Origin of the sequence: Entomohabitans teleogrylli (assembly GCF_001484765.1) — a bacterium.
Classification (GTDB): domain Bacteria; phylum Pseudomonadota; class Gammaproteobacteria; order Enterobacterales; family Enterobacteriaceae; genus Entomohabitans; species Entomohabitans teleogrylli.
This window is the reverse complement of record NZ_KQ947378.1, coordinates 80889-103041: the sequence shown is the minus strand read 5'-3', so window position 1 is coordinate 103041 and position 22153 is coordinate 80889. Positions and strand designations below refer to the sequence as shown.

At 54.0% G+C, this 22153-nt stretch carries 17 protein-coding genes and 1 tRNA gene; 5 read left to right on the top strand and 13 right to left on the bottom strand.

Features of this window, described 5'->3' with window-relative positions; all coding sequences use genetic code 11:
- Together AQ981_RS06050 and AQ981_RS06045 are read left to right on the top strand one after the other, a co-directional pair.
- Window positions 1–879, top strand: a complete 879-nt coding sequence (locus AQ981_RS06050) for a U32 family peptidase (protein ID WP_058910860.1) — start codon at window positions 1–3, stop codon at window positions 877–879.
- Between the two features lie 153 nt (window positions 880–1032).
- On the top strand, window positions 1033–2043 hold the full coding sequence (locus AQ981_RS06045; RefSeq protein ID WP_058910859.1) for a luciferase-like monooxygenase: 1011 nt from the start codon (window positions 1033–1035) through the stop codon (window positions 2041–2043).
- Window positions 2044–2234: 191 nt separating this feature from the next.
- On the opposite strand, the gene mtr is transcribed toward AQ981_RS06045, so the two are convergent.
- The 12 genes from mtr to AQ981_RS05990 all read right to left on the bottom strand — a co-directional run bounded on the left by mtr (window position 2235) and on the right by AQ981_RS05990 (window position 15998).
- Window positions 2235–3482 (bottom strand): tryptophan permease, encoded by a 1248-nt coding sequence (gene mtr, locus AQ981_RS06040; protein WP_058910858.1) that lies wholly within the window; start codon window positions 3480–3482, stop codon window positions 2235–2237.
- Between the two features lie 268 nt (window positions 3483–3750).
- Complete coding sequence (locus AQ981_RS06035) at window positions 3751–5640, bottom strand: DEAD/DEAH family ATP-dependent RNA helicase (protein WP_058910857.1); 1890 nt, start codon at window positions 5638–5640, stop codon at window positions 3751–3753.
- Window positions 5633–5713: a protein YrbN gene (yrbN, locus tag AQ981_RS28490; RefSeq protein WP_121500620.1), complete on the bottom strand. Its 81-nt coding sequence runs from the start codon at window positions 5711–5713 to the stop codon at window positions 5633–5635. The genes AQ981_RS06035 and yrbN overlap by 8 nt, the downstream gene beginning before the upstream one ends.
- 104 nt (window positions 5714–5817) lie before the next feature.
- Window positions 5818–6702 carry a lipoprotein NlpI gene (nlpI, locus tag AQ981_RS06030; RefSeq protein ID WP_058910856.1) on the bottom strand — a complete coding sequence of 295 codons (885 nt, stop codon included), beginning with the start codon at window positions 6700–6702 and terminating at the stop codon, window positions 5818–5820.
- A 121-nt stretch (window positions 6703–6823) separates the two neighbouring features.
- Window positions 6824–8956, bottom strand: a complete 2133-nt coding sequence (gene pnp / locus AQ981_RS06025; RefSeq protein ID WP_058910855.1) for a polyribonucleotide nucleotidyltransferase — start codon at window positions 8954–8956, stop codon at window positions 6824–6826.
- A 247-nt stretch (window positions 8957–9203) separates the two neighbouring features.
- On the bottom strand, window positions 9204–9473 hold the full coding sequence (rpsO, locus tag AQ981_RS06020) for a 30S ribosomal protein S15 (RefSeq protein WP_013098914.1): 270 nt from the start codon (window positions 9471–9473) through the stop codon (window positions 9204–9206).
- A gap of 151 nt (window positions 9474–9624) precedes the next feature.
- Window positions 9625–10569: a tRNA pseudouridine(55) synthase TruB gene (gene truB / locus AQ981_RS06015; RefSeq protein ID WP_058910854.1), complete on the bottom strand. Its 945-nt coding sequence runs from the start codon at window positions 10567–10569 to the stop codon at window positions 9625–9627.
- Entirely contained in the window at window positions 10569–10973 is a 405-nt protein-coding gene (gene rbfA, locus AQ981_RS06010) for a 30S ribosome-binding factor RbfA (protein ID WP_058910853.1), read from the bottom strand. Before rbfA ends, truB begins: the two co-directional genes overlap by 1 nt.
- Before the next feature lie 75 nt (window positions 10974–11048).
- Window positions 11049–13730, bottom strand: coding sequence for a translation initiation factor IF-2 (infB, locus tag AQ981_RS06005; protein WP_058910852.1), 2682 nt, complete (start codon window positions 13728–13730; stop codon window positions 11049–11051).
- Window positions 13731–13754: 24 nt separating this feature from the next.
- Entirely contained in the window at window positions 13755–15242 is a 1488-nt protein-coding gene (gene nusA, locus AQ981_RS06000; RefSeq protein WP_058910851.1) for a transcription termination factor NusA, read from the bottom strand.
- A gap of 27 nt (window positions 15243–15269) precedes the next feature.
- The gene (gene rimP, locus AQ981_RS05995; protein ID WP_071608819.1) at window positions 15270–15722 is read right to left on the bottom strand and encodes a ribosome maturation factor RimP; all 453 of its coding nucleotides are present in this window, start codon (window positions 15720–15722) and stop codon (window positions 15270–15272) included.
- 199 nt (window positions 15723–15921) lie between these two features.
- Window positions 15922–15998: transfer RNA gene (locus AQ981_RS05990), tRNA-Met, on the bottom strand.
- Window positions 15999–16343: 345 nt separating this feature from the next.
- On the opposite strand from AQ981_RS05990, the gene argG reads away from it, so the two are divergent.
- The gene (gene argG / locus AQ981_RS05985; protein WP_058910849.1) at window positions 16344–17678 is read left to right on the top strand and encodes an argininosuccinate synthase; all 1335 of its coding nucleotides are present in this window, start codon (window positions 16344–16346) and stop codon (window positions 17676–17678) included.
- Between the two features lie 406 nt (window positions 17679–18084).
- Here the strand turns inward: argG and melR are convergent, their stop codons facing one another.
- Complete coding sequence (gene melR / locus AQ981_RS05980) at window positions 18085–19017, bottom strand: transcriptional regulator MelR (protein ID WP_058910848.1); 933 nt, start codon at window positions 19015–19017, stop codon at window positions 18085–18087.
- A gap of 262 nt (window positions 19018–19279) precedes the next feature.
- Here melR and melA point away from each other — a divergent pair, with 262 nt between their 5' ends.
- On the top strand, window positions 19280–20635 hold the full coding sequence (gene melA, locus AQ981_RS05975; RefSeq protein ID WP_058910847.1) for an alpha-glucosidase/alpha-galactosidase: 1356 nt from the start codon (window positions 19280–19282) through the stop codon (window positions 20633–20635).
- A gap of 85 nt (window positions 20636–20720) precedes the next feature.
- Window positions 20721–22151, top strand: a complete 1431-nt coding sequence (melB, locus tag AQ981_RS05970; protein ID WP_058910846.1) for a melibiose:sodium transporter MelB — start codon at window positions 20721–20723, stop codon at window positions 22149–22151.
- The last annotated feature ends 2 nt before the right edge of the window (window positions 22152–22153 follow it).

Sequence of the window (22153 nt, the reverse complement as noted above, 5' to 3'; positions counted from 1 at the left end):
ATGCAATATTCATTAGGGCCGGTACTGTACTACTGGCCAAAAGAGACCCTGGAAAGTTTTTATCAGCAGGCCGCCGCCAGTAGCGCGGACGTTATCTACCTCGGCGAAGCCGTATGCAGTAAGCGCCGCGCTACAAAAGTCGGCGACTGGCTGGAAATGGCGAAAACCCTTGCCGCCAGCGGCAAGCAGGTGGTGATATCCACCCTGGCGCTGGTTCAGGCCCCTTCAGAGCTGGGTGAGTTGAAGCGCTATGTCGACAACGGCGAGTTCCTGATCGAGGCTAACGATCTGGGAGCCGTGAATCTCGCCGCTGAGCGCAGACTGCCCTTTGTCGCCGGCCATGCCCTGAACTGCTACAACGCCGTGACGCTACGCCTGCTACTCAAACAAGGTATGACCCGCTGGTGCATGCCGGTGGAACTCTCCCGCGACTGGCTGGTGAATCTACTCGACCAGTGTGAGGCGCTGGGGATCCGCCGTCAGTTCGAAGTGGAAGTGCTCAGCTACGGCCATCTGCCGCTGGCCTATTCGGCGCGCTGTTTTACCGCCCGTTCCGAGAACCGCCCGAAAGACGAATGCGAAACCTGCTGCATCCATTATCCAAACGGCCGCGATATGCGTTCCCAGGAAGATCAACAGGTATTCGTACTCAACGGCATTCAGACCATGAGCGGCTATGTCTATAACCTGGTCAACGAACTTCCTTCCATGTCCGGGCTGGTGGATATGGTGCGTCTGTCGCCGTTAGGCAGCGAGACTCTGGCGATGATCGATATTTTTCGCGCCAATGAAAACGGCGCCGCGCCACAGCCGCTGGCGGTGAATAGCGACTGTAACGGCTACTGGTGGCGGCTGGCCGGTCTGGAGTTACAGGCCTGAGAAAAAGCTCGCTTTGTTAACAGCAATCGTCAATGCTTAATGCAGTATTAGAAATACAGCTTTCCGGCGCTCTGGCGGGCAAAAGACACCCGCCAGAGCAATCCGGAAGAAGACCTTCAATCTGACGTAATGCTGTAATCAAGTGAGCTTATTATGCCTGCACAATCTGTTATTCCTTTTTCCGTACTTGATCTGGCGCCGATACCTGAAGGCTACGCGGCGGCAGACGCTTTTCGCCACTCGCTGGATCTGGCGCGCCTTGCCGAACGCCTCGGTTACCATCGCTACTGGCTGGCCGAACACCACAATATGACCGGCATCGCCAGCGCGGCGACCTCAGTGCTGATCGGTTATCTGGCCGCGAATACCCAAACTCTGCATCTCGGTTCCGGCGGCGTGATGCTCCCCAATCACTCACCCCTGGTGATCGCTGAGCAGTTCGGCACCCTCAACACCCTTTACCCGGGGCGTATCGATCTTGGGCTGGGCCGCGCGCCGGGCAGCGACCAGCGCACCATGATGGCGTTACGTCGCCATATGAGCGGCGATATCGACAATTTTCCCCGCGACGTTAGCGAGCTGGTCGACTGGTTCGACGCCCGGGACAGCAACCCGCCGGTGCGGCCGGTACCCGGCTATGGCGCCAGAATCCCGGTCTGGCTGCTGGGCTCCAGTCTGTACAGCGCCCAGTTGGCCGCACAGATGGGGCTTCCGTTCGCTTTCGCCTCTCACTTCGCGCCGGATATGCTCTTCCAGGCGCTGCACCTGTACCGCAGCAGTTTCCGGCCTTCAGAGCGGCTGGCGAAACCTTATGCGATGGTATGTATCAACATCATCGCCGCCGACAATAACCGCGATGCGCAATTCCTGTTTACCTCCATGCAGCAGGCGTTCGTCAAACTGCGGCGCGGAGAAACCGGCCAGCTACCGCCGCCAATCGACAATATGGATACCTTCTGGAGCCCGGCGGAACAATACGGCGTCGACCGGGCGCTGGGAATGTCGCTGGTAGGCGATCAAGCCAAAATACGCCATGGATTGCAGTCGCTGCTGCGCGAAACCGCGGCCGATGAAATCATGGTTAACGGCCAGATTTTCGATCACGATGCGCGCCTGTACTCCTTTGAACTGGCGAAGCAGGTACATGAGTCGCTGACGGATTAATCGTCACCATCGCTTCACCTCCGGAGCCCCTTTGCTCTGGAGGTGATGATGACTCTCCGCAGGATTGAGAATATTTACCCTCAGCCATCATCACTCTGGAGGGTAATGACGCGTGCCCGAAAATCTCCCCTTCGTGGAAGAATTTTTGACAAATATGCCCGGAGCCAGACTAAAAGCCTGGCGTTCAGGAATTAATGATAAACCGGCAGTAAGTTAAAGCTGGAAAGGATATGCACCAGCGCATTGCCAATACCGAATACCAGAATAAGCGCGATCATCCCTTTCCCTCCCCATACCCGAAAAGCCGGGCTGCCAAAACGTTTCCGGGAAGCATTCGCCAGTAGCGCAGGCACAATCGCCGCCCAGATGGTCGCCGCCAGCCCGGCATAGCCGATGGCGTATAGAAAACCATTCGGCCACAAAACCCCGCCAATCATCGGCGGCAGGAAGGTAATCAGCGCCGTTTTAAAACGCCCGAAGGCAGAGTCGTCAAATTTAAACAAGTCGGCCAGGTAATCAAACAGGCCCAGCGTAACCCCAAGGAAAGAACTGGCTACCGCAAAGTTGGAAAAAATCACCAGCAGCAAATCAAGCATGCGGCTGTTCAGTACACCGCTCAACGCCTGGACCAGCACATCAATATTACCGCCTTTATCAGCAATATCGATAAAGGCCGGTCGGGCAATATTTCCCATGGTGCCCAGCAGCCAGATAACATACAGGCCAAGGGCGATCAACGTTCCCCATACCAGGCAGCGGGTGATAATGCGCGGATCTTTACCATAATATTTCATCAGGCTCGGGACATTGCCGTGATAGCCGAACGATGCCAGACAGAATGGTAACGTCATCAGCAGATAAGGCGCGTAGCTCGGACTCGCCTCCGCGACGTTGAACAGTGTCGCCGGCGTGACATGCCCCAGCAGACTGCCGAAAGTCAGGAAGAAGGTGATCACTTTGGCGCCGAGGACAATCGCCGTGAGGCGGCTGACCGCTTTTGTGCTCATCCAGACCACCAGCGCAACAATCAGCGCGAACCCCAGCCCGGCGAGACGCGCCGGTACCGCCAGCGACATCTCCGCGAAGGTGTGTTGCAGAATAGAGCCGCTCGCCGATATGTAGGCGTAAGTCAGGATATACAGCACAAAGGCGATCGACAGGCCGTTAATCGCATTCCAGCCTTTACCCAGCAGATCTTTAGTGATGGTGTCAAAACTGGCGCCGGCGCGATAGTTAAGATTAGCCTCAAGGATCATTAACCCGGAATGCAGCATGCAAAACCAGGTAAAAACCAACGCCGCCAGCGACCAGAAAAACCATGCCCCGGACATGACTACCGGCAGGGAAAACATACCGGCGCCAATAATGGTGCCGGCAATAATAACTACGCCGCCCAGTAAACCCGGCGTGGTGGTGCTGGTTGTTGCCAGTGTTGCCATAACTCTCTCTGCTGTGAATAGATGTTTTATTTTTCAGTGATGATACATCGTACCAGTACATGAGTACAACGCAGAGAGAAAATTTACTCTATATCTGAAACGTAAATTTATCGCTACACGTTACGTCAGATTTACAGTATAAAATATAACCACCGACGATCGCGGAGCAAAAAAAAGCCCCGACTCGCGTCAGGGCTCAGATTTATTTTCTGGTGATTCGGGTAAGTTCTGAAGCCGGGTTACTGTTTATCTCCGGCCTTAGTATCACTTACGCATCGCCAAAACGGCGACGACCACTGGAATCATCACGGCGCGGGCCGCGACCTTCACGACGTTCGCCGAAACTACGTCCACCTTCACGGCGCTCACCGCTGAAACGGCGTTCACCACGCGGTGCGCCTTCACCGCGACCACCTTCACGACGCTCGCCGCCGCCGAAGCCACGACCACCGCCACCGCCACGACGTTCGCCGCGCGGCTGTGCATCGCCCAGCAACTGCATGTTCATCGGCTTGTTCAGGATGCGTGTACGGGTAAAGTGCTGCAGCACCTCGCCCGGCATACCTTTCGGCAGTTCGATAGTCGAATGGGAAGCGAACAGCTTAATATTGCCGATATAACGGCTGCTGATATCCCCTTCGTTAGCAATCGCACCCACGATGTGACGAACTTCGACACCATCGTCACGGCCGACTTCGATACGGTAGAGATCCATTTCACCCACGTCACGACGTTCACGGCGCGGACGTTCACTACGCTCGCCACGCTCACCACCGCGGCGCTCAAAGCGATCGTCACGATCGCGGAATTCACGCTTCGGACGGCGCTCAATAACCTGATCCGGCGGCAGAATCAGCGGACGCTCGCCCTGAGCCATTTTCAGCAGCGCTGCAGCCAGGGTTTCCATATCCAGCGACTCTTCAGGCTGCAGTTTCTCCAGCAGAGCACGATACTGGTCCAGATCGCTGCTTTCCAGCTGCTGCTGAACTTTAGCGGCGAATTTTTCCAGACGGCGTTTGCCCAGCAGTTCCGCGTTCGGCAATTCCACTTCCGGAATGGTCAGCTTCATGGTGCGCTCGATATTGCGCAGCAGGCGACGTTCGCGGTTTTCGACAAACAACAGCGCACGGCCTGCACGACCGGCACGGCCAGTACGACCAATACGGTGCACGTAGGATTCAGCGTCCATCGGGATATCGTAGTTCACCACCAGGCTGATACGCTCAACGTCGAGGCCGCGAGCGGCAACGTCGGTGGCGATCAGAATATCCAGACGCCCGTCTTTCAGGCGTTCCAGGGTCTGCTCACGCAGCGCCTGGTTCATATCGCCGTTCAGCGCCGCGCTGTTATAACCGCTGCGCTCCAGAGCTTCCGCTACTTCCAGCGTGGCATTCTTGGTACGTACGAAAATAATCGCCGCGTCAAAGTCTTCCGCTTCCAGGAAACGCACCAGCGCTTCGTTTTTACGCATCCCGTAAGCCGTCCAGTAGCTCTGGCTGATGTCCGGGCGAGTGGTCACGTTAGTCTGAATGCGCACTTCCTGCGGCTCGTTCATAAAGCGGCGGGTAATGCGGCGAATCGCTTCCGGCATAGTGGCGGAGAACAGCGCGGTCTGGTGACCTTCCGGAATCTGCGCCATGATCGTTTCTACGTCTTCGATAAAGCCCATACGCAGCATTTCGTCGGCTTCATCCAGCACCAGACCTTTCAGGTTAGAAAGATCCAGCGTACCGCGCTTCAGGTGGTCCAGCAGACGACCCGGCGTACCGACGACAATCTGCGGCCCCTGGCGCAGGGCGCGCAGTTGAACGTCATAACGCTGACCGCCGTAAAGGGCCAGTACGTTCACGCTACGCATATGTTTAGAGAATTCCGTACAGGCTTCCGCCACCTGCACCGCCAGCTCGCGCGTCGGAGCCAGCACCAGGATCTGCGGCGCACGCAGATCCGCATCAATATTGTTCAGCAGCGGCAGAGAGAATGCCGCTGTTTTACCACTGCCGGTCTGAGCCATACCCAGCACGTCGCGGCCGTCCAGCAGGTGCGGGATGCACGCGGCCTGAATCGGTGACGGTTTTTCATAACCGAGATCGTTCAGTGCTTCAAGGATGGGAGCCTTCAGGCCCAGATCGGAAAAAGTGGTTTCAAATTCAGCCATGTAGTACAAATGCCTCTGGTTCATTGGCGGCCAGTCTACATAACTCGTCGTGAAAATGTTCTGCAATTTTCATTGAAAAGTGTGAACCGGCTCAAAGTAGGTTAATCGACGAACAAAACGCCCTCGCCTGTTAAGGCGATGACTTACAAAACGTTTTGGGCTGATAATGTCCGTCAGCTATTGCTGGTCCGATTCTGCCAGGTCGTCTTGCTCCTGGCCCAAGAGCGCTAATTCCAACAATGCATAACGGTGCTCAACAAAATTATGGACGTTGTTGGCAACCGCTAATTTGAACAGAGCCGCAGCGCTGTCCCTATCCCCCAGACTTAGGTAATACTTACCTAAATAGAAGTTGGTTTCACTGAGATGCTCAGCGAGCGAGGTGTTATCCGTTGCGTCTGCCTGAAGGCGCTCCATTAGCGTTTTCTCGCTAATATTGCCCAGGTAGAATTCGACGATATTCCATCCCCATTGATCTTTGGTCGCCTTATCGAAGCGCTGCTGTAGCGCCGCTTTGGCCTGTTTTCCATCCAGTCTGCTCTCTACAACGTAGAGCCAGAGACTGCGGAAAGGATCATTGGGATCGTCTTGATAAAACGCCAGCAGATCATCTTGCGCTAACCGGTAACGGCCCCCGTAATACAGGGCGATACCACGGTTCAAGTACGCGTAGTTGTAAGTTGGATCAAGCTCAAGTACAGAATCAAACGCTTCATAGGCAGCATCAAAATTGCCTGCCTGCGTTAAATAAATGCCTAAGTAATTGAATACTTCAGGCATATCAGGTCTTATGGCCAGCGCTTGCGAAAAATCGTTACGCGCCAGTGCCCGCAGACCGAGGCTATCATACAATACTCCGCGCTCATATAAAAGCTGTGCGCGTTCGTCATCGGTTAAAGCCCGACTGGCAAGAATCTGCTCCATGCGCGCCAGAATGACTTCTTGCTGCAAAGTCGGCTGCAATGGCACCGCGAGCACTTCGTTCTTACGCCAGGCAGAGTTGCTGCATCCCGCCAGCGTAAGAGCTGTCGCAACAAGACACCAGCGCAAAAAAGGCTTCATTTCCCACTCCCGAAGACAACAATTGGATGAACGTCCTGTCCCCCGGCTGCAAAAGGGCGTGTCCTGCCCTCTAATAAGCAGCTCTCCATGTCGCCACAGAGAGCTGAATCAGCGGCCTGAATTACTCGGCTTCAGGCGCGGCTGGTGCTGCAGACTCCGCTGCCGGAGCCGCCGCAGTGGCTTCTTTAATGCTCAGACGAACGCGGCCCTGGCGATCAACTTCCAGTACCTTCACCGGCACTTCCTGACCCATCTGCAGATAATCAGTCACTTTCTCTACGCGCTTGTCGGCGATCTGAGAAATATGCACCAGACCTTCTTTACCGCCGCCAATGGCCACAAAGGCGCCAAAGTCAACGATACGGGTCACTTTACCATTGTAGATACGGCCAACTTCGATCTCCGCGGTGATCTCTTCAATGCGGCGAATCGCGTGCTTCGCTTTATCACCGTCGGTCGCAGCGATCTTCACAGTACCGTCATCTTCGATTTCGATAGTCGTGCCAGTCTCTTCGGTCAGCGCGCGAATTACCGAACCACCCTTACCGATCACGTCTTTGATCTTATCCGGGTTGATCTTAATGGTATGAATACGCGGCGCGAACTCAGAGATATCGCCGCGCGGGGCATTGATAGCCTGTTCCATTACGCCCAGGATGTGCAGACGCGCGCCCTTCGCCTGGTTCAGCGCAACCTGCATGATTTCTTTGGTGATACCTTCAATTTTGATATCCATCTGCAGGGCAGAGATACCATCGCGGGAACCCGCTACTTTGAAGTCCATATCGCCCAGATGATCTTCGTCGCCGAGAATATCGGACAGAACAACATAGTTGTCGCCTTCTTTCACCAGACCCATGGCAATACCGGCTACCGCCGCTTTGATCGGCACCCCGGCGTCCATCAGCGCCAGTGACGCGCCACAGACAGAAGCCATTGAGGAAGAACCGTTGGATTCGGTGATTTCCGACACAACGCGAACGGTGTACGGGAACTCTTCCATCGTCGGCATCACGGCCAATACGCCGCGCTTCGCCAGGCGACCATGACCAATTTCACGGCGCTTCGGCGAACCGACCATCCCCGTTTCACCTACGGAGTATGGAGGGAAGTTATAGTGGAACAGGAAGGAATCCGTACGCTCGCCCATCAGTTCATCGATAACCTGAGCGTCGCGCGCGGTACCCAGCGTTGCGGCAACCAGCGCCTGAGTTTCACCACGGGTAAACAGCGCGGAACCGTGAGTACGCGGCAGTACGCCGGTACGTACGTCCAGCCCACGGATCATATCTTTTTCGCGGCCATCGATACGCGGCTCGCCAGCCAGCACGCGGCTACGCACCACGTTTTTCTCGATAGCGTGCAGAATTTCGCCCAGCTCATTGGCGTCGAGAGTTTCATCTTCGGCAGTCAGAGCGGCGATAACGTCAGACTTGATCACATCAACCTGAGCATAACGTTCTTGCTTGTCGGTGATGCGGTAAGCATCGCTCAGACGCGCTTCGGCCAGCGCAGCAACGCGCGCGTTCAGCGCTTCGTTGACCGCTTCCGGCTGCCAGTCCCAGCGAGGTTTGCCCGCTTCTTTCACCAGGTCATTGATGTTCTGAATCACGATCTGCTGCTGCTCGTGACCAAACACCACGGCGCCCAGCATCTGATCTTCACTCAGCAGATCGGCTTCTGATTCCACCATCAGTACTGCCGCTTCTGTACCGGCAACCACCAGATCCAGTTTGCTGGATTTCAGCTCTTCGGCCGTCGGGTTAAGGACATACTGATCGTTGATGTAGCCCACGCGCGCCGCGCCAATCGGACCATTGAACGGGATACCGGACAGTGACAGCGCAGCAGAAGCGCCAATCATCGCGACGATATCCGGGTTAACCTGCGGGTTTACAGAAACGACAGTCGCAATCACCTGCACTTCGTTAACAAAACCTTCCGGGAACAGCGGACGAACCGGGCGGTCGATCAGACGGGCGATCAGGGTTTCCCCTTCGCTCGGGCGACCTTCACGGCGGAAGAAACTGCCCGGGATACGGCCGGCAGCATAAGTACGTTCCTGGTAGTTCACCGTCAGCGGGAAAAAGTCCTGACCCGGTTTAGCTTTTTTGGCGCCAACCACGGTAACGAATACCGCGGTATCGTCCATGCTGACCATTACGGCGGCCGTTGCCTGGCGCGCCATCATACCGGTTTCAAGCGTAACCGTATGTTGACCATACTGGAATTTACGAACGATCGGATTAAGCAAAATGTTGTCCTTTCAAATGAATAGCGGCACGCCACCGGCCATGCCACTGTTAACACCCGATCTCCATCGCATCCTCGCGACTAATGACAACCCTAATCCGCCTGGCGGATAAAGCCTCTCATTAGCCGCGCGAACCTCTGCAACAGAAATCCATTTTTGCAACAATACATGACTTTCCACGAAATTGCTGCGGTTTGGTTGAAAAAAGGGGCCTTTCTGAAGGCCCCTTTTCCGAAACTGGCAAGAGTTAGCGACGCAGACCCAGGCGCTCAATCAGCGCAGAGTAGCGAGCCACATCTTTACGTTTCAGGTAGTCGAGCAGCTTACGACGCTGAGAAACCATACGCAGCAGACCACGACGGCTGTGGTGATCTTTTTTGTGCTCTGCAAAGTGACCTTGCAGGTGGTTGATCTGGGCAGTCAGCAGGGCTACCTGAACTTCAGTAGAACCGCTGTCATTAGTGCCACGACCGAACTCAGAAACGATTTTAGCTTTAGCTTCAACGCTTAGAGACATTTTTCAACTCCAGAATTATAGATAAAAAATTAAGGGTGCCGATCTCTAATTCAGCAACCCGAGCAGGCGGCGAAAATGCACAGCAAATTACCGCCTGGTTAAGCCGGAACATTCTACCCGTCACGGCCTGTTATCGCAAGGTGACGACGGTTTATGCCGGGAACTCCACCACCAGACGGCGGGGCGCCACCCGGCCTTGATCGTCAATTTCACCCATACCGATAAATCGTTGCTCATCCCCTTCGGTCACCCGCACCAGCCCGGCTGCCGGCGCGCCGGCGGCCCGGACAGCCTGTCCGTTCCTGAAATATCCCGCAACCGCCGGGGGAATATTCACCGCCGGGAATTCCGCCGCCGGACTGTCCATCGGCATCAGCAGCGGATCCAGCAATTCATCTGCCGCAATGCCCTGCGCCTCGGCCTGCTCCTGCAACATTCTTAACTGTTCCAGGGTAACCATTTTGTCGACCGGATATTTACTCACCGCCAGACGACGCAGGAAAATCACATGCGCGCCGCATCCCAGCTTCTCACCCAAATCGTCAATGATGGTGCGAATATAGGTTCCTTTGGAACAGTGGATCTCCAGCTCCAGCTCATCCTCTTCATGGCGAATAAACAGCAGTTCATACACCACAATAGGACGCGCCTCTCTGGGCACCTCGATGCCCTGGCGAGCGTATTCATACAGCGGCCTGCCCTGGTGTTTCAGCGCCGAATACATCGACGGAACCTGTTGCGTGGCGCCGCGAAAGCAGTCCAGCGCCTCAAGCAATTGCTGATTGCTGAAATTTACCGCCCGCTGCTCGACGACTTTGCCGTCAGCGTCGGAAGTATCGGTGCGCTGACCGAGCTTCGCGATTACCCGGTAACGTTTGTCAGAATCCAGCAGGTAGCGGGAAAATTTCGTGGCCTCGCCCAGGCAAATCGGTAGCATACCGGTAGCCAGAGGATCGAGCGCGCCGGTATGACCGGCGCGGTTAGCGTTAAAAATCCGCTTAACTTTTTGCAGCACATCGTTTGACGACGCGCCCTGCGGCTTATCAAGCAACAGCACGCCGTGAACGTCGCGACCGCGACGACGAGGACGACTCATCAGTCCTCCTTCGAATCGTCCGCCGGATTTACGCGGCGCTCTTCATCATGTTTCACCACGTTGGTCACCAGATTGGACATACGCATCCCTTCCACCAGCGAGTTATCATAGAAGAACGTCAGTTCCGGCACGATGCGCAGACGCATCGCTTTACCCAGCAGCGTACGGATATAGCCGGACGCGTCCTGCAATGCCTTTACACCTTCTTTTACTGCTTTTTCGTCCTGATCGTTCAGGAAAGTGACGTACACTTTGGCGTAGGCCAGATCCCGGGAGATCTCCACCCCGGAAACGGTTGTCATCAATCCGACGCGCGGATCTTTAATTTCGCGCTGCAGGATGATGGCAATCTCTTTCTGCATTTCCTGCGCCACGCGCTGCGGGCGACCAAATTCTTTCGCCATGATGTTATTCTCCAGACTAATAAGGGGGCCATAGCCCCCTTCAGAGTATTACTTACCTTGTCACTACCGGGTGTATCAGGAAATGGTACGCTGAATTTCGATCACTTCGAACACTTCGATGACATCGCCGGTGCGTACGTCGTTATAGTTCTTCACGCCGATACCGCATTCCATCCCGTTACGGACTTCGTTCACGTCATCTTTGAAGCGGCGCAGAGATTCCAGCTCGCCTTCATAGATAACCACGTTATCGCGCAGTACGCGGATCGGGTTGTGACGTTTGACCACGCCTTCGGTAACCATACAGCCTGCGATGGCGCCGAATTTCGGTGATTTGAACACGTCACGGACTTCAGCCAGACCGATAATCTGCTGTTTCAGCTCCGGAGACAGCATACCGCTCATCGCCGCTTTCACTTCGTCGATCAGGTTATAGATGACGGAGTAGTAACGCAGATCCAGGCTTTCCGCCTCAATCACCCGGCGGGCCGAAGCATCGGCACGGACGTTGAAGCCGACCAGAATCGCGTTGGACGCGGCTGCCAGGGTAGCATCGGTTTCGGTGATACCACCAACGCCGGAACCGATAATCTTGACTTTCACTTCGTCAGTAGACAGTTTCAGCAGCGAATCGGTAATAGCTTCCACAGAGCCCTGAACATCGGCTTTCAGCACGATATTCACTTCGGACACTTCGCCTTCGGCCATGTTCGCGAACATGTTCTCCAGCTTGAGTTTCTGCTGGCGAGCCAGTTTCACTTCGCGGAATTTACCCTGACGATAGAGCGCCACTTCACGGGCTTTCTTCTCGTCACGCACCACGGTGACTTCATCACCGGCAGCCGGAACGCCGGACAGGCCGAGGATCTCCACCGGAATAGACGGACCGGCTTCAGAAACTTCCTGACCCAGTTCGTCGCGCATCGCGCGCACGCGGCCATACTCGAAGCCACACAGAACGATATCGCCTTTATGCAGAGTACCTTCGCGTACCAGTACGGACGCAACCGGGCCGCGGCCTTTGTCGAGGAACGATTCGATAACCACGCCGCTGGCCATGCCACTGCGTACCGCTTTCAGCTCCAGAACTTCCGCCTGCAACAGGATAGCGTCCAGCAGCTCATCAATACCGGTACCGGCTTTCGCGGAAACGTGGACAAACTGGCTTTCGCCGCCCCACTCTTCCGGAATGATGCCGTACTGGGACAGTTCGTTTTTCACGCGATCCGGATCGGCTTCCGGCTTATCGATTTTGTTCACCGCCACCACAACCGGCACCTGCGCCGCTTTGGCATGCTGGATAGCTTCAATCGTCTGCGGCATCACACCGTCGTCCGCGGCCACTACCAGTACCACGATATCCGTCGCCTGGGCGCCGCGAGCACGCATAGCGGTAAACGCGGCGTGGCCTGGGGTATCCAGGAAGGTGATCATACCGTTGTCGGTCTGCACGTGGTACGCACCAATGTGCTGGGTAATACCACCCGCTTCGCCGGAGGCCACTTTGGTGGAGCGAATGTAGTCGAGCAGCGAGGTTTTACCATGGTCGACGTGACCCATGATGGTCACAACCGGCGCGCGCGGCTCAGCCTGAGCACCGGTATCACGGTCGCTCATTACCGCCTCTTCCAGCTCGTTCTCGCGACGCAGAATGACTTTGTGGCCCATCTCTTCAGCAACCAGCTGTGCGGTTTCCTGATCGATGACCTGGTTAATGGTCGCCATTGCGCCCATCTTCATCATTGCTTTAATGACCTGAGAACCTTTCACCGCCATTTTGTTGGCCAGTTCAGCCACGGTGATGGTTTCGCCAATCATTACGTCACGGTTAACGGCCTGAGCGGGCTTCTGGAAGCCCTGCTGCAGCGCGCTGCCTTTACGCCTGCCGCCTTTACCACCGCGGATGGCAGCGCGGGCCTCTTCGCGATCGGCTTTAGATTCCGCATGCTTGTTGGTTTTCTTCGGGCGGGCCGCTTTCGCGTTGCGGCCGCGGCCACGGCCGCCTTCCACTTCGCGATCGCTGTCGTCTTCCGCCTGACGAGCGTGCTGGGATGTCGTGACGTGATAGTCGCTCCCCTCATCGCTCTCATCTTTATTGGTCCAGCGGCTTTCGCTTTCTTCCGCCAGACGACGCGCTTCTTCCGCCGCCAGACGGGCACTCTCTTCGAGTTTACGACGCGCTTCTTCTTCCGCCTTACGCTTCAGTTCCGCCGCTTCAGCTTCACGACGGGCTTTCTCGGCCTGGGCGCTTTTGGTCGATTCGTCAGATTGTTGGTTAATCACTTTGTCTTTTTCCGCAGCTTCACGTTTCGCCTGTTCAGCGACGTCACGCTTAGCCTGTTCTTCAGCTTCGCGTTTCGCTTTTTCCTGCGCCTCGCGTCTGGCAGTTTCTTCTGCCTCACGACGGGCTTTCTCTTCCGCCTCACGCTTCGCCTGTTCTTCCGCGGCGAGACGCTCAGCCTCCAGCGGATCACGTTTTACAAAGGTGCGTTTTTTGCGGACTTCAATTTGTACCGACTTACTTTTACCACCGGTACCCTGAATGCTCAAAGTACTGCGCGTTTTGCGCTGTAAAGTCAACTTGTCCGGCCCGGAACCATGTTCACGGTTCAGGTGAGCAAGCAGCGTTTGTTTCTCTTGTGCCGTTACAGAGTCTTCAGCGGACTTCGGGATCCCTGCATCAGCAAATTGCTGTACCAGGCGATCCACGGAGGTCTGAATCTCTGCAGCCAGCGTTTTTACGGTTACATCTGTCATGCTGTTCCTTCCTGCTACAGTTTATTACGCTTCATCGCCAAACCAACAAATATTGCGGGCAGCCATGATCAATTCACCGGCTTTTTCATTGGTGAGCCCTTCAATATCTGACAGGTCGTCCACGCCCTGTTCGGCGAGGTCTTCCAGCGAACAAACTCCACGGGCGGCCAGTTTCAGTGCGAGAGTACGATCCATCCCCTCAAGGTTGAGCAGATCTTCCTGCGGCTTGTTATCGCCGAGGCTCTCTTCCTGGGCCAGCGCCAGGGTGGTGAGCGCGTTTTTAGCGCGCTCGCGTAATGCTTCTACGGTCGGTTCATCCAGGCCATCGATCTCCAGCAGCTCTTTCATCGGCACCCAGGCCAGTTCTTCGAGCGTGGAGAAGCCTTCTTCTACCAGTACTGTGGCGAAATCTTCATCGATATCGAGATACTTCGTAAACGTATCAATCGCCGCATGCGCTTCAGCCTGGTGCTTGGCCTGCAGGTCTTCAACGGTCATAACGTTGAGTTCCCAGCCGCTCAGCTGCGACGCCAGGCGTACGTTCTGGCCGTTACGACCAATGGCCTGCGCCAGGTTACCCGCTTCAACGGCGATATCCATGGTGTGCTTATCTTCGTCCACCACGATAGACGCTACGTCTGCCGGCGCCATGGCGTTGATCACAAATTGCGCCGGGTTATCGTCCCACAGCACAATATCGATACGCTCGCCGCCCAGTTCGGTTGATACCGCCTGAACGCGCGCACCACGCATACCGACACAGGCGCCGACCGGATCAATACGCTTATCGTTGGTTTTCACAGCGATTTTGGCGCGGGACCCCGGATCGCGGGCTGCGGCTTTAATCTCAATGACTTCTTCGCCAATTTCAGGCACTTCAATGCGGAACAGTTCGATCAACATTTCCGGTTTGGAACGGGTGACAAACAGCTGAGCGCCGCGCGCTTCCGGGCGAACAGCATACAGCACGCCGCGAATACGATCGCCAGGGCGGAAGTTTTCACGCGGCAGCATATCTTCGCGCAGAATCACCGCTTCGGCGTTATTGCCCAGATCCAGAGTGATGTTTTCACGGTTCACTTTTTTCACCACGCCGGTGATTATCTCACCTTCATGCTCGCGGAATTGATCCACAACCATTGCGCGTTCAGCTTCACGAACCTTTTGAACGATTACCTGTTTCGCCGTTTGCGTCGTAATGCGGTCGAAAGTGACAGATTCAATCTGATCTTCTACATAATCGCCGACATTCAGGGACGGGTCTTCGAAACGCGCCGCATCCAGGGTGATTTCCCGGGTCGGCATGGTCACTTCTTCAACCACGACCCAGCGGCGGAAAGTATCAAAATCGCCGCTCTTACGATCGATGCTGACGCGCACATCAATCTCTTGCTCGTATTTCTTTTTTGTCGCCGTTGCCAGAGCACTTTCCAGCGCCTCGAAAATCTTTTCGCGCGGAACCGCTTTTTCGTTAGAAACAGCTTCTACAACAGCCAAAATTTCTTTGTTCATCCTGGGTTTCGCCTCAATCCGGACTGTTTAAAAGTGGGGAACCAGGTTCGCTTTCTGGATATTGCTCAGCGCGAACACTTCATCTTTGCCTTCGACCGTGACTGTGATCATTTCACCCTCAACGGCTTTGATTACACCCTGCCACTTGCGGCGATTTTGTACCGCCATCCGCAGTACCAGCGAGACGTCCTCACCCAGGAAACGGGTGTAATGATCGGCCGTAAACAGGGGGCGGTCGAGGCCGGGTGAGGAGACTTCCAGGTTATAAGCCACCGTAATGGGATCTTCTACGTCCAGTACCGCACTCACCTGGTGGCTGACATCAGCACAATCATCAACATTGATGCCATCTTCACTATCAATATAGATGCGCAGCGTGGATGTGCGACCCCGAACGAATTCAATGCCGACAAGCTCAAAACCCAGCGCTTCGACCGGTGCTGTAATCATCTCTGTTAATTTTTGCTCTAACGTGGACAACGCCACCTCCAGGACATAAAAAAAGGGCCTAAAGCCCAGTTATACTGTTGTCAGATAACAAAAAACCCCGATAAATCGGGGCGTTATATAACTGAACCCTTGTAAGTCGGATGCTTTCCGGGAGAATTCTTTTCAAAATCGACAATAAAAGCGCCAGTGACGCGTAACTGCCTGCTTGAAAAACAACTCTCAGGGAAAGTGGTTGCGGGGGCCGGATTTGAACCGACGACCTTCGGGTTATGAGCCCGACGAGCTACCAGGCTGCTCCACCCCGCGTCCGAAAACGTGGCGAATTCTACGCCGATAATGCAAAAAATGCAAATATTGTTGGGATTTGGTACCGAAGACGGGACGTAAAACCGGGGGAGATTATATTGCCTGAATTCACATTCTGTCAACACAGCGTTCCATGTCCGACATTGAATGATTCCCCGGCGGTTTCTGGCTGATGGATAAGCCCCTCCGCCAGTAGTGGCCACCAGGGAAATTTTAACTAAATATGCACGAATCCCTTCCGGTAATAGATAAAAGATGATTAAATGAAAACTCATTTATTTTGCATAAAAATGCAATAATGGCGAAAATGGTCACTCATCAGTCAATTAAGCAGGGTTTTATTTTATGACGACGATTCTCAAGCATCTACCCTCAGGACAACGTATTGGCATCGCTTTTTCCGGCGGTCTGGATACCAGCGCTGCGCTGCTGTGGATGCGACAAAAGGGAGCTGTGCCCTATGCATATACTGCAAACCTGGGGCAGCCGGACGAGGATGACTATGAAGCGATTCCTCGTCGTGCAATGGAATATGGCGCGGAGAATGCTCGACTGATTGATTGCCGCAAGCAACTGGTGGCGGAAGGCATTGCGGCGATTCAGTGCGGCGCGTTCCACAACACTACCGGCGGCCTGACCTATTTCAATACCACTCCCCTGGGACGCGCCGTAACCGGCACAATGCTGGTTGCGGCAATGAAAGAAGATGGCGTGAATATCTGGGGCGACGGCAGTACCTATAAAGGTAACGATATTGAACGTTTCTATCGTTACGGTCTGCTGACCAACGCCGAACTACAGATTTACAAACCCTGGCTGGATACCGATTTTATTGATGAACTGGGCGGCCGCCAGGAGATGTCTGAGTTCATGGTCGCCTCCGGCTTTGACTACAAAATGTCCGCAGAAAAAGCCTACTCGACCGACTCCAACATGCTGGGCGCGACGCACGAAGCGAAAGATCTTGAATACCTCAATTCCAGCGTGAAAATCGTCAACCCGATCATGGGGGTAAAATTCTGGGACGAAAGCGTCAAAATCGCCGCTGAAGAAGTCACCGTGCGTTTTGAACGCGGCCACCCGGTCGCCCTTAACGGCAAAACCTTTACCGATGATGTGGCGCTGATGATGGAAGCGAACCGTATCGGCGGGCGCCACGGTCTGGGCATGAGCGATCAGATTGAAAACCGTATCATTGAAGCGAAAAGCCGCGGTATCTATGAAGCACCGGGAATGGCATTGCTGCATATCGCTTATGAGCGCCTGCTGACTGGCATTCACAATGAAGACACCATTGAGCAGTATCATGCTCATGGACGCCAGTTGGGCCGTCTGCTCTACCAGGGCCGCTGGTTCGATCCGCAGGCGCTGATGCTACGTGACTCCCTGCAACGCTGGGTCGCCAGTGCGATTACCGGTGAAGTCACTCTGGAACTGCGTCGCGGCAACGACTATTCGATCATGAATACGGTCTCAGACAATCTGACCTATAAAGCGGAACGTTTGACCATGGAGAAAGGCGAGTCGGTGTTCTCTCCTGACGACCGTATCGGCCAGTTGACGATGCGCAACCTGGACATCACCGATACCCGTGAGAAGCTGTTCAACTACGCGGAAACCGGCCTGCTCACCTCTTATTCTGAAGCCTGCCTGCCGCAGATTGAGAACCTCGACAAATAATGGTCTTATCCACTATCCCGGGTCGCCTTGAGCCCGGGATAGTACATGATCAGGATGAGATAGCCGTCGGAAAGTATGCTGAAGATTCATCCGTTTGTCGTGGACCAAAACAACCCTGAGACTTTGCTAATCCAGTATCACTAACAGGATGAAAACATTCCGGAACGCGACCACTCGGGGATATGGCTACCGTGAGAGTGAGTTAAACTCTTCGGTTTACACCCTCATTGATATCACTCAAGCGCAGACCCTCTGCCATCATTCAGCACCGGAGGCAGATTCACCGTTCACGGTATCCCCGGTTTCTTCTTCGTGCATCGGCCCCACCACAAGGTGAAATACGGATTGACACTAAACCCGCTATCCAGGCAGCGGCATGCCCTGAATGATACCTGACAGGCACTTCTCAACTGACCATGATTTGCCGTCGCTGCTGGCTCAGTTTGCGGTATTGCAGTGGCGACATGCCGACAAATTTGCTGAATGTGCTGTAAAAACGACTGCTTGAGCGAAACCCGGCAGTATGAGCTATATCAAGAATCGTTTTGTCAGTATCGCTCAATAATGCACGAACATGATTAATGCGCATTGCCGTAATGTACTGTTTCATCGTCAGTTGCATCACGCGCTGAAATATCCCCATCGCATAGTTAGCATTGAGCTTCACATGTTCAGCGACATCATTAATAGTCAGAACCTGATCGTAGCTACCAGCAATAAATTCCAGCATCTGGCTCACGTAAAACTGCGCGTGGCGCGAGACCCTGTTTTTATGTGTGCGGGTGGTTTTGTTGAACAGAATGGGCTGCCAGCCAGAAAGACTAAAGCGCTTAAGCATCAGGCCTATTTCATCGATTGCCAGTTGGCGAATTTGCTCGTCATGACTTTCCAACTCTTGCCGCCAGCGCTGGACTTCAAAAGCGCTTAACTGCTGGTGGGACAGCGATTTAATGACCATCCCATGAGTGACATGGTTAATGAGATCCCGGTCCAGCGGCCAGGAGAGGAACAGGTGCATCGGCAGGTTGAAGATCGCCATCTGCTGACAGGTACCTGTCCGGGTAAGCTGATGAGGTGTACAGGCCCAGAACAGGGTGATGTGTCCTTGTTCTATCTGCACAACATCATTGTTGATCAGGTATTCCACATCGCCATCAAAAGGAACATTCACTTCCACCTGACCATGCCAGTGGCTGTTGCTCATAACCTGCGGCGATCGCAATTCAATATCCATTCGCTGACTTTCTGAATAAAGCGACAAAGGACCGCGACTCTGCTTTTCATCGCTACAGCACATATATAGATCAGGCGAAAAACGAGATGTCAGAGGTGTATTCATAGCCTTTTCCTGAATTATAAGAATCATACCCCCTCGGCAGAGGCTGGGCCGGGAATAAGGACACAAAATCAACAGCCAATTTCGATAATAAACTGATTTTCAGACCGGATACTCTTCTTTTTCAGTCATTTTATCCCAAAAAGTCATTTCGCTTTACTTATAACACTGGATCTGGATTTACGGGAATACTCATCCGGGAAGACGGAGGCTTTCACCCGAAGTCCGTGCCACCATGGCGTTGTTCAACACATTCGGGAGAGTCATGGTGAGAGAACCTAAAATTACCTTTATCGGCGCAGGCTCCACGATTTTCGTGAAAAACATCCTGGGCGATGTATTTCAACGTGCAGCCCTTAAGTCTGCGCATATTGCCCTGATGGATATTGATGATGCGCGTCTGGAAGAGTCGCATATCGTTGTCCGTAAGCTGATGAGTTCTGCTGGCGCATCCGGACAAATCACCTGCCATACCGACCGCAAAGCGGCGTTACACAATGCGGACTTTGTGGTGGTCGCCTTCCAGATTGGTGGTTACGAGCCCTGTACAGTCATCGATTTTGAGGTCTGCCGTCGTCATGGGCTGAAGCAAACCATCGCCGATACGCTTGGCCCGGGCGGTATTATGCGAGCGCTGCGCACTATCCCGCATCTGTGGCAGATTTGCGAGGATATGACGGAAGTCTGTCCAGATGCCACGCTGCTCAATTATGTTAACCCGATGGCGATGAATACCTGGGCGATGTATGCACGCTATCCGCACATCCGACAGGTGGGCCTGTGCCACTCCGTGCAGGGGACAGCGGAAGAATTGGCTCGCGACCTGAATATTGATCCCGCCTCGTTGCGTTATCGCTGCGCCGGTATTAACCATATGGCTTTTTATCTTGAACTGGAACGTAAAACCACTGGCGGTAGCTACGTTAATCTCTACCCCGAACTGCTGGCGGCATATCAAACCGGACAAGCACCAAAGCCAAACATTCACGGTAACGGGCGCTGCCAGAACATTGTGCGCTATGAGATGCTCAAAAAACTGGGCTATTTCGTAACGGAATCGTCGGAGCACTTTGCCGAGTACACGCCGTGGTTCATCAAGCCCGGGCGTGAAGACCTGATTGAACGTTACAAGGTGCCGCTGGATGAGTATCCGAAACGCTGCGTGGAACAACTGGCAAACTGGCATAAAGAGCTGGAAGAGTTCAAGACCGCAGAACGAATCGAGATTAAGCCTTCGCGGGAATATGCCAGCACTATCATGAACGCTCTCTGGACTGGAGAGCCGAGTGTGATTTACGGCAACGTACGTAACGATGGCCTGATAGACAACCTGCCACAAGGGTGCTGCGTGGAAGTGACCTGTCTGGTGGATGCTAACGGTATTCAGCCGACCAAAGTGGGCAAACTGCCAGCTCATCTGGCAGCCATGATGCAGACCAATATCAACGTTCAGACTCTACTGACCGAGGCAATCCTCACTGAAAATCGTGACTACGTCTACTATGCGACCATGATGGACCCGCATACGGCGGCAGTGCTGAGCATTGAGGAGATTTATACGCTGGTAGATGACCTGATCGCGGCCCACGGCAACTGGTTACCAGCCTGGATACACCGCTAATATCTGGCTACACCGGGCATACATTTTGGTGTGCAAATTCTCTGATAACAGAAGGCGGGCGCTGGTAACAGCGGCCCGGTACCTTATGAGCATCTCCCTGACAACAAAACTAAGTTATGGGTTCGGCGCGTTTGGTAAGGATTTTGCCATTGGCATTGTGTATATGTACCTGATGTATTACTACACCGATGTGGTGGGACTATCGGTCAGCTTCGTCGGGACTCTCTTCCTGATTGCACGGATTTGGGATGCGGTTAATGATCCCATTATGGGCTGGATTGTTAACGCTACGCGTTCGCGGTGGGGAAAATTCAAACCCTGGATATTAATCGGTACGCTGACGAATTCACTGGTGCTGTTTCTGCTCTTCAGTGCGCATCTTTTTGAAGGGAACGCACAGATAGCTTTTGTCTGCGTGACCTATATTCTGTGGGGTATGACCTATACGCTCATGGACATTCCGTTCTGGTCGCTGGTACCGACCATTACCCTTGACAAGCGTGAACGTGAGCAACTGGTGCCATTTCCCCGGTTTTTCGCCAGTCTGGCCGGATTCGTCACCGCTGGAGTAACGCTGCCATTTGTAAACGCGGTGGGTGGTGTGGACCGAGGATTTGGCTTCCAGATGTTCACATTGGTACTGATCGCATTCTTTATTGTTTCGACGATCGTTACTCTACGTAAAGTACATGAAGTTTACTCTTCCGATTGCGATGCAACAGCGGACAGTTCGCGTCTGTCATTAAAGGCCATAGTGGGATTAATTTACAGGAATGACCAGCTTTTATGCCTGCTGGGAATGGCGCTGGCCTACAATGTTGCAGCCAATATTATTACCGGCTTTGCGATTTACTATTTCACCTATGTGATTGGTGATGCTGACCTTTTTCCTTACTACCTGTCCTACGCAGGCGCTGCCAATTTGCTGACGCTGATAATCTTTCCCCGGCTGGTAAAAACGTTGTCCCGACGTATTTTATGGGCGGGTGCATCGGTGATGCCGGTTCTAAGTTGCGGAGTGCTTTTTGCAATGGCGCTGGCAAGTTACCACAATGCTACCCTGATCGTTATTGCGGGGATCTTCCTGAATATCGGTACGGCACTGTTCTGGGTACTACAGGTAATTATGGTGGCGGATACCGTCGATTATGGTGAGTTTAAGTTGAATATTCGCTGTGAGAGCATTGCCTATTCCGTACAGACGATGGTGGTGAAAGGCGGCTCGGCATTTGCAGCGTTTTTCATCGCCATAGTGCTGGGGCTTATCGACTATATCCCTAATGTGGCGCAGCCCGCTCACACGATCCTGGGAATGCAGTTCATCATGATAGCCCTGCCCACACTATTCTTCATTGTCACCCTGACTCTCTACTTTCGTTATTACCGCCTGAATGGTGATACGTTGCAGAAAATACAGATCCATCTACTGGATAAGTACCGTAGAACACCGCCGCCAGTTGTGCAGCAGGAAATACCGGAGGCCCTTGTTGGAACGACCGGAGATGTGAAAGCGTGAAC